Source organism: Mesorhizobium sp. M0960, from assembly GCF_040319055.1.
Lineage (GTDB): Bacteria > Pseudomonadota > Alphaproteobacteria > Rhizobiales > Rhizobiaceae > Mesorhizobium.
Genome location: NZ_JAMYNN010000044.1, coordinates 1 through 6,341, shown reverse-complemented (window position 1 = coordinate 6,341; position 6,341 = coordinate 1). Strand labels below are relative to the sequence as shown.

Here is a 6,341-nt window from a genome sequence, read left to right as displayed (position 1 = left end):
GCCGCCTGACCTTCACGCATCGGATCATAGAGCCCGCCGCGCCCCGCGCGTGTCCCAATCATGCCGCCTCCGTCGTATGCATGCCACGAGCGTAGGCGGCTTGATCGCTTGATCATGTCATCGATCATCAGTTCACCTACGAAATGGGTTGGCCTCTACCACCAGACCCCACCGGAAAGCGCCGATGAAAGCCGAGATGCTGCTCACTCTCAGTACGACTAACGATGCGCTCGTGACATCAACGCCCTGCTATACCACATGATGGCGCGGTCCCCTTCAAAATCGAAGGGAACCGGGGGCCGTGAGACTTCCTCGGCAAACCAAAGTGGTCCTGCCCGCCGCGTGCAGTTCGGCAGCAGGATGTGGGCAACTCATATCACCCATCCGACTACATCTAATAGGTGAGCATAATTTTCTGGTATATTTCCACTGCCTTGGCCACCTGCTCTATTTCAATAAATTCGCCGTTAGTATGGGCTTGTTCTGGACTTCCGGGGCCAAGCACAATGCAGGGAATTCCCACCAATGATAGCTGACTTGCATCAGAGCCGCCCCTCGCTCCTATATATTTCCCGGTTCCAGCTACATCAACACATGCCGCCGCCGCCACTGCTGCGATTTTGCTCGACTCGGAGCTGGCCGGGGGCGGATCTTCCAACGCGGGGAGCAAGGAGCGCACCTTGATGTTGTGGTCTCCTTGGCGAAAGCTTTCCAGAATATCCTCAACCTCTTGGATGGCGTCTTGGGGACGCTCTCCTGGTATCAGGCGCCGATCAACCCAAATACGGCATGCGGGCGGCACAGTCGTTAGTTCCAACCCCCCTTCAATAAGGCTCACAGTTAGAAGTGGTGAGCCTACCAATGGGTGCTGCGGCCGAGACAACAGCGTGCGATGATACTCATCAAGAGCCAGCACGATCTTGGCCATTCCCGTGATTGCATTGACCCCGAGGTGGGGCCTCGAAGTATGAGCGGGCACACCCTCAACTTCGATTTGCCAGCGCACGGAACCCATGTGAGCCACTATAAGCTCTAACCTGCTTGGCTCACCGACCACCGCGGCGTCATAAGATGTGCGTGATTGCGCAATGGCGCGGGCGCCAATTTTGCGGTACTCTTCGTCAATGCTGGCTGCGACGACGACCGTGGCGTTGGGTTGCCGATCACCAAGGGTGCTTAGGGCGATCAACATTGCAGCAAGCGATCCTTTTGTATCGCAACTACCTCGACCGTAGATTCGCCCTGCTTTTTGCTCTCCCGAATCCGTTTCCCACTTATCAATAGGAACGGTGTCCATATGAGCGATGAATAGAATGCGCTTGTTAGGCTCCTGCCCCGGAACCCAAGTCAAGAAATTCGAGCGACCGTCGGTAACCTCCTGAATTTCATACGGCAGGTTTCGTTCCTTGCAAAAACGTTCGAGGAACTCAGCTACCGCTTGCTCTCCGCTTCCTTTTGGCGACAACGATGGATTAATGCTCTCAATTTTAACGAGGTCTTGAAGGAGCTTTATCGTTTGGTCTGGTGGGATTGACATATACTCTCCTGTATCCTGTGTAACGGTTCTTACTGCTGCTTCAAACCGCTTTTGGCCAGATCGACTACACGGTCGACCTCGTCTGCGGTGTTGTAAAGATGCAGGGAGAACCGAAGCATGCCTCTGCGAATGGAGGTAATCACCTGGTTGTTGGTAAAGTGCTCGTGAAGCGAATGTATGCGGCGGTCGACAGGTCGCCCCTCAACAAGAGCGGATGGATCGCCAAGCGCTACAATACTACTCGTGTGACTGCCAGGAGCCCCGCCGCATACCGGCAGCCCGAGCTCTAAGAAGCCAGAGGCCAGGCGATTCGCCAGTGCGGTTACGCTTTGTTCGATCACCGCTGTTCCAATATCGAGTAGTTGGCCCATTGATGCGTATGCGGCAAGCATGCCGGGGAAGTTATAATGTCCAATGTCAAACCGTGGGGCGCCCGGACGCAACTTTACGAAGCTGGGTACTGGCGCTGACTCTGGTGCATTTCCGAAGTCTACACTGAAGCGGGCGAGGTAGGCTGGGTTTAGCCGGTCTGCCCATTCCTTGCGGCAGTACAAAAACCCTGATCCATAGAGACCCATCAGCCCCTTGACAGTGGAAACTGCCAATCCGTCCACGCCGAGTTGCGTAACATCAGTGTGGAGTATGCCAACTGATTGCGTTGCGTCGGCCAAAAGGAAGACACCATAGTGCTTGCATGCTTCGGATATCGGCTCCAGGACGATCCGAAATCCCGGAACCATTGTCACCGTCGCAAGCGCAACAACACGGGTACGGGAGTCGATTGCCTTTACGATAGCATCAGGGGGAATTGTACCATTAATCGGCTCCACAAACCTCAATTCAACCCTGTGGCGGTCCTTGATCTGAAGCCAGGGCAAGATGTTATTCGCGTGCTCCAATTGCGGGCAAAGGATGACATTATCTCCAGGTCTCCAATCGACAGCGTTGGCGATAATGTTGATGCCCTCCGATGCATTTTTGGTAATCGCAATTTCATCTTCGGCTGAATTGATAAATCGTGCGAATCTGGCGCGAGTATGCTCCACATGTTCCAACATGCTTTCTTCGTCGTTTCGACCATGCAGCCTATTGTTCAAATGCGACCCTATCGACGCCAATGTCGTTCTTGAAATCAGCCCCTGGTTCGCTACGTCCATGTAAATGGCGTCAGCTGTGGCCGGAAACTCAGTACGGATGTCCTCAAGAAGCATAGTGGCTTTCTTTCGCAGGGGGTTGGCTGGCGATGAAGGGGGCGATTGATAAGATCGTTGGGGGGTAAGAGTCACTGGCACAGAACTCGTCTACGTCAGCCGTTCGTATCCGCTGACTCACTCATTTTAGCACTCGTCTCCGCTAATTTTGGGCTTACTTCCCTCTGGAGACACCGTATTCCTGCGCAATAGCTCGATTTTTGCAGCAATCATGAGGGAGCAGTTTCAATTGTCCCAAGGTCGTGAAGCCGTGCGCGCTGAAAAGCGCCCTACGGCGTCAGCGCCAGTGAGACAGAATTGGCTTAACGAGGAAGGGAGGATTTCTGGCTCATCGTAGCCCTCCACAGGAGCGAAGATGAGACAGAAAGCCGGGACACCGAAACCGTCTGCGGAGACGGTCATCAAGGATATCCGCCGCGCCACCCGCAAGCAGTATGGGGCGGAAGAGAAGATCCGCATCGTGCTGGAAGGTCTGCGCGGGGAGGAATCGATCGCCGCCCTGTGCCGGCGCGAAGGCATCGCCGAGAGCCTATATTACAATTGGTCGAAGGAATTCCTCGAAGCCGGCAAGAAGCGGCTGGCGGGTGACACGGCGCGCGCCGCCACCAGCGACGAGGTCAAGGTGCTGCGCCGCGAGACCCGTGATCTGAAGGAGGTCGTCGCCGAGCAGGCCCTGGAACTGCGACTGCTCAAAAAAAGCATGATCGCGGATGGGGACGACGACGAATGAGATATCCCGCCTCCGAGAAGCTCGAGATCATCCGGCTCGTCGAGCAGTCGCATCTGCCAGCACGCCGCACGCTGGAGAAGCTTGGCATTCCCCGCGCCACCTTCCACCGCTGGTATGATCGTTTCCTGACCGGCGGCAGCGACGCCCTCGAGGATCGCCGACCACGGCCGAAACGGGTCTGGAACCCCATTCCCGAGAGTAAGCGCTGTCCCGGCGGCACCTTTCGCGCGTGGATGTAAGGGACGATGTTCGAGGCCTTTGAGGGCTTCGACATATGACGATTTCAGAGTTTACGCTTAAGTCTAGGGACGAGGAGCCGGTCCGTCGGCTGGAGATCTTCACTGGTTCGGGTCGGCGGCGTGAGTGGCCGCCGGAGGAGAAGGCCCGGATAGTGGCGGAGAGCTACGAGGCGGGCGAGACGGTTTGTGCTGTGGCACGCCGGTATGGGCTTTCCCCGCAGCAATTGTTCACTTGGCGTCGGGCTGCTCGCCGGCCGATGGGGGAGGCAGCAATATCGGAATCCATGTTCGTGCCGGCGGTGGTGACGGCAGCGCCTCCGAAGCCTGCGGCGAAGTATCGGCCACAGCCAAGAAAGCGGGAGCCGGCTCGAGACGCTGGTGTGATCGAGCTCGAGATCGACGGCATCGCAATGCGGGTGGGTCGTGGGGCGGATTCGAAGACGGTTGCAGCGGTGATCCGTGCGCTGAGGGCAACGTCGTGATCGGGCCAACGGGAGCGGTCAAGGTCATGGTGGCGACGAAGCCGGTCGACTTCCGCAAGGGAGCGGAAGGTCTGGCAGCGCTCGTGCGCGAGGCGATGGGCGCGGATCCATTCTCGGGCGCGGTCTACGTGTTCCGGGCCAAGCGGGCCGACCGGATCAAGCTCGTCTACTTCGACGGCACGGGCGTATGCTTGTTCGGCAAGCGGCTGGAGGATGGCAAGTTCTGCTGGCCGGGCATTACCGATGGTGTCGTGCGACTGACGGCGGCACAGTTGCAGGCACTCCTGGAAGGCCTCGACTGGCGGCGGGTGCACGAAACGCGCGAGATGCGTGTTCCAACGACGGCGAGCTGACCATCGCATTATTGCCAAATCACTGGAATCCATGCTTGAATCCGCTTCGTGACTGACGCGGCCGCTGCCCTACCCGACGATCCTCATGCGCTTCAGGCGATGCTTCTGGCCGCGCGTGCGGAGAATGAGAGGCTCCGCCAAATCATCAAGGAGTTGCAGCGCCATCGCTTCGGGCGAAGGGCGGAGAGCCTGCCCGAGGACCAGCTTCTTCTGGGCCTGGAGGAAGCCGAGCAGGTAGAGGCGGAGGGCTTCGCCAGCGCGGAAGCCGCGGACCCCTCAAAGCGTGATGCCAGGGCTCGTAAGCGTCGCGCCAACCGCGGCTCGTTGCCCGCCCATCTGTCGCGCGTCGAGCAGGTAATCGACATCGCCGACAAGATCTGCCCGTGCTGCCAAGGCCAGCTGCATGTTATGGGCGAGGACGTCTCCGAGCGTCTCGACATCGTGCCCGCCCAGTTCCGGGTGATTGTCACCCGTCGACCGAAGTATGCCTGTCGGGCCTGCGAAGAGGTGGTCGTGCAGGCGCCAGCGCCGGCACGTCTCGTCGAAGGCGGCATTCCTACAGAGGCCACGGTGGCTCATGTTCTGGTGTCGAAGTATGCCGACCACCTTCCCCTATATCGTCAGGCCCAGATCTACGCCCGCCAGGGCGTCAATCTCGACCGTTCGACACTCGCCGACTGGGTGGGCAAGGCAGCTTTCCTGCTTCGCCCTGTGCATGAGCGGCTGTTCGAGCGGCTGAAGGCATCAGACAAGCTCTTCGCGGACGAGACCACTGCGCCTGTGCTTGATCCGGGCCGGGGGCGGACCAAAACGGGGCAGTTGTTCGCCTATGCCCGAGATGACCGACCTTGGGGCGGAATGGACCTACCCGGCGTCGCCTATCTCTACGCTCCGGACCGCAAGGCCGAACAGCCGATCCGGCATCTTCAGGGCTTTGTCGGAACCCTGCAGGTCGACGGATACGCGGGCTACAAGGCGCTGGCTGAACGCAACGCCGTGAGTTTGGCCTTTTGCTGGTCGCACGTGCGTCGCCGCTTCTATGAGCTCGCGCAGTCCGGCCCCGCGCCGATCGCGACGGAGGCGCTCGCCCGCATCGCCCAACTCTACCGCGTTGAGAGCGAGATCCGCGGTCGCTCCGCCGACGAACGCCGCGCCGTCCGGCAGGAGAGAAGCCGTCCCGTCATCAATGCCCTTGAGCCGTGGCTTAGGCAGCAACTCACCCCTTATCAGCCAGAAGACCAAGCTGGCGGAAGCTATCCGCTACGCGCTCTCGCGCTGGCAAGGTCTGACACGATTCCTCGACAACGGTACGATCGAGATCGACTCCAACGTCGTCGAGCGCGCCATCCGTCCCATTGCCATCTCGGGGTCATTCTGCCCATGTTGGGCAGGAGGTCGAGGTCCATTACCGTTGGCACCCGTATTTCGGACGTCGGCTTCGCTGCGAGAACAGCGAAGAGCGCGCCAACGGCCGGATCATTCATCTCGTCGTCGCGCCCGGGCATGTCATTACCGCTCCGGCCTGGATGATCGATCCCGTGGCTTGCGCGGCGATGGACCTGGGCCCCCCGCGCGTATCGCTTGCCGCGCTGCTTGAGCTGCACAAGCTCTTGATCGAACGCCGTTTCCGGCGAGGCTCTCCGGATGGTTTCACCATCGCGGAGGCGCAACATGAGAACCCTGCCACCCCCGACACGATCTCTCGTGGTCGTTCGCCAACTCAGCTTGCCGCTCGACTCGGAGAAGCTGAACGGGCTGAGTTCAGCGCAACGGACCATAGTGATCGCCC

Annotated in this window: 4 protein-coding genes and 3 pseudogenes; 5 read left to right on the top strand and 2 right to left on the bottom strand. The window is 59.3% G+C overall.

Features of this window, described 5'->3' with window-relative positions:
• Positions 1 to 394: 394 nt before the first annotated feature.
• The gene (locus NKH63_RS31090; protein WP_352920481.1) at positions 395 to 1,537 is read right to left on the bottom strand and encodes a M20 family metallopeptidase; all 1,143 of its coding nucleotides are present in this window, start codon (positions 1,535 to 1,537) and stop codon (positions 395 to 397) included.
• A 29-nt stretch (positions 1,538 to 1,566) separates the two neighbouring features.
• Complete coding sequence (locus tag NKH63_RS31085; protein WP_352920478.1) at positions 1,567 to 2,748, bottom strand: aminotransferase class V-fold PLP-dependent enzyme; 1,182 nt, start codon at positions 2,746 to 2,748, stop codon at positions 1,567 to 1,569.
• A 355-nt stretch (positions 2,749 to 3,103) separates the two neighbouring features.
• Here NKH63_RS31085 and NKH63_RS31080 point away from each other — a divergent pair.
• From NKH63_RS31080 to NKH63_RS31060, 5 genes and pseudogenes are all read left to right on the top strand, one after another.
• Positions 3,104 to 3,684: pseudogene (locus NKH63_RS31080) on the top strand (transposase); the annotation flags it as partial.
• Between the two features lie 68 nt (positions 3,685 to 3,752).
• Complete coding sequence (tnpA, locus tag NKH63_RS31075) at positions 3,753 to 4,199, top strand: IS66-like element accessory protein TnpA (protein ID WP_352920475.1); 447 nt, start codon at positions 3,753 to 3,755, stop codon at positions 4,197 to 4,199.
• Positions 4,196 to 4,552 (top strand): IS66 family insertion sequence element accessory protein TnpB, encoded by a 357-nt coding sequence (gene tnpB / locus NKH63_RS31070; protein ID WP_352920472.1) that lies wholly within the window; start codon positions 4,196 to 4,198, stop codon positions 4,550 to 4,552. The genes tnpA and tnpB overlap by 4 nt, the downstream gene beginning before the upstream one ends.
• 99 nt (positions 4,553 to 4,651) lie before the next feature.
• A pseudogene (tnpC, locus tag NKH63_RS31065) lies at positions 4,652 to 5,918 on the top strand (IS66 family transposase); the annotation flags it as partial.
• Between the two features lie 160 nt (positions 5,919 to 6,078).
• Positions 6,079 to 6,341 (top strand): annotated as a pseudogene (locus tag NKH63_RS31060) (hypothetical protein); the annotation flags it as partial.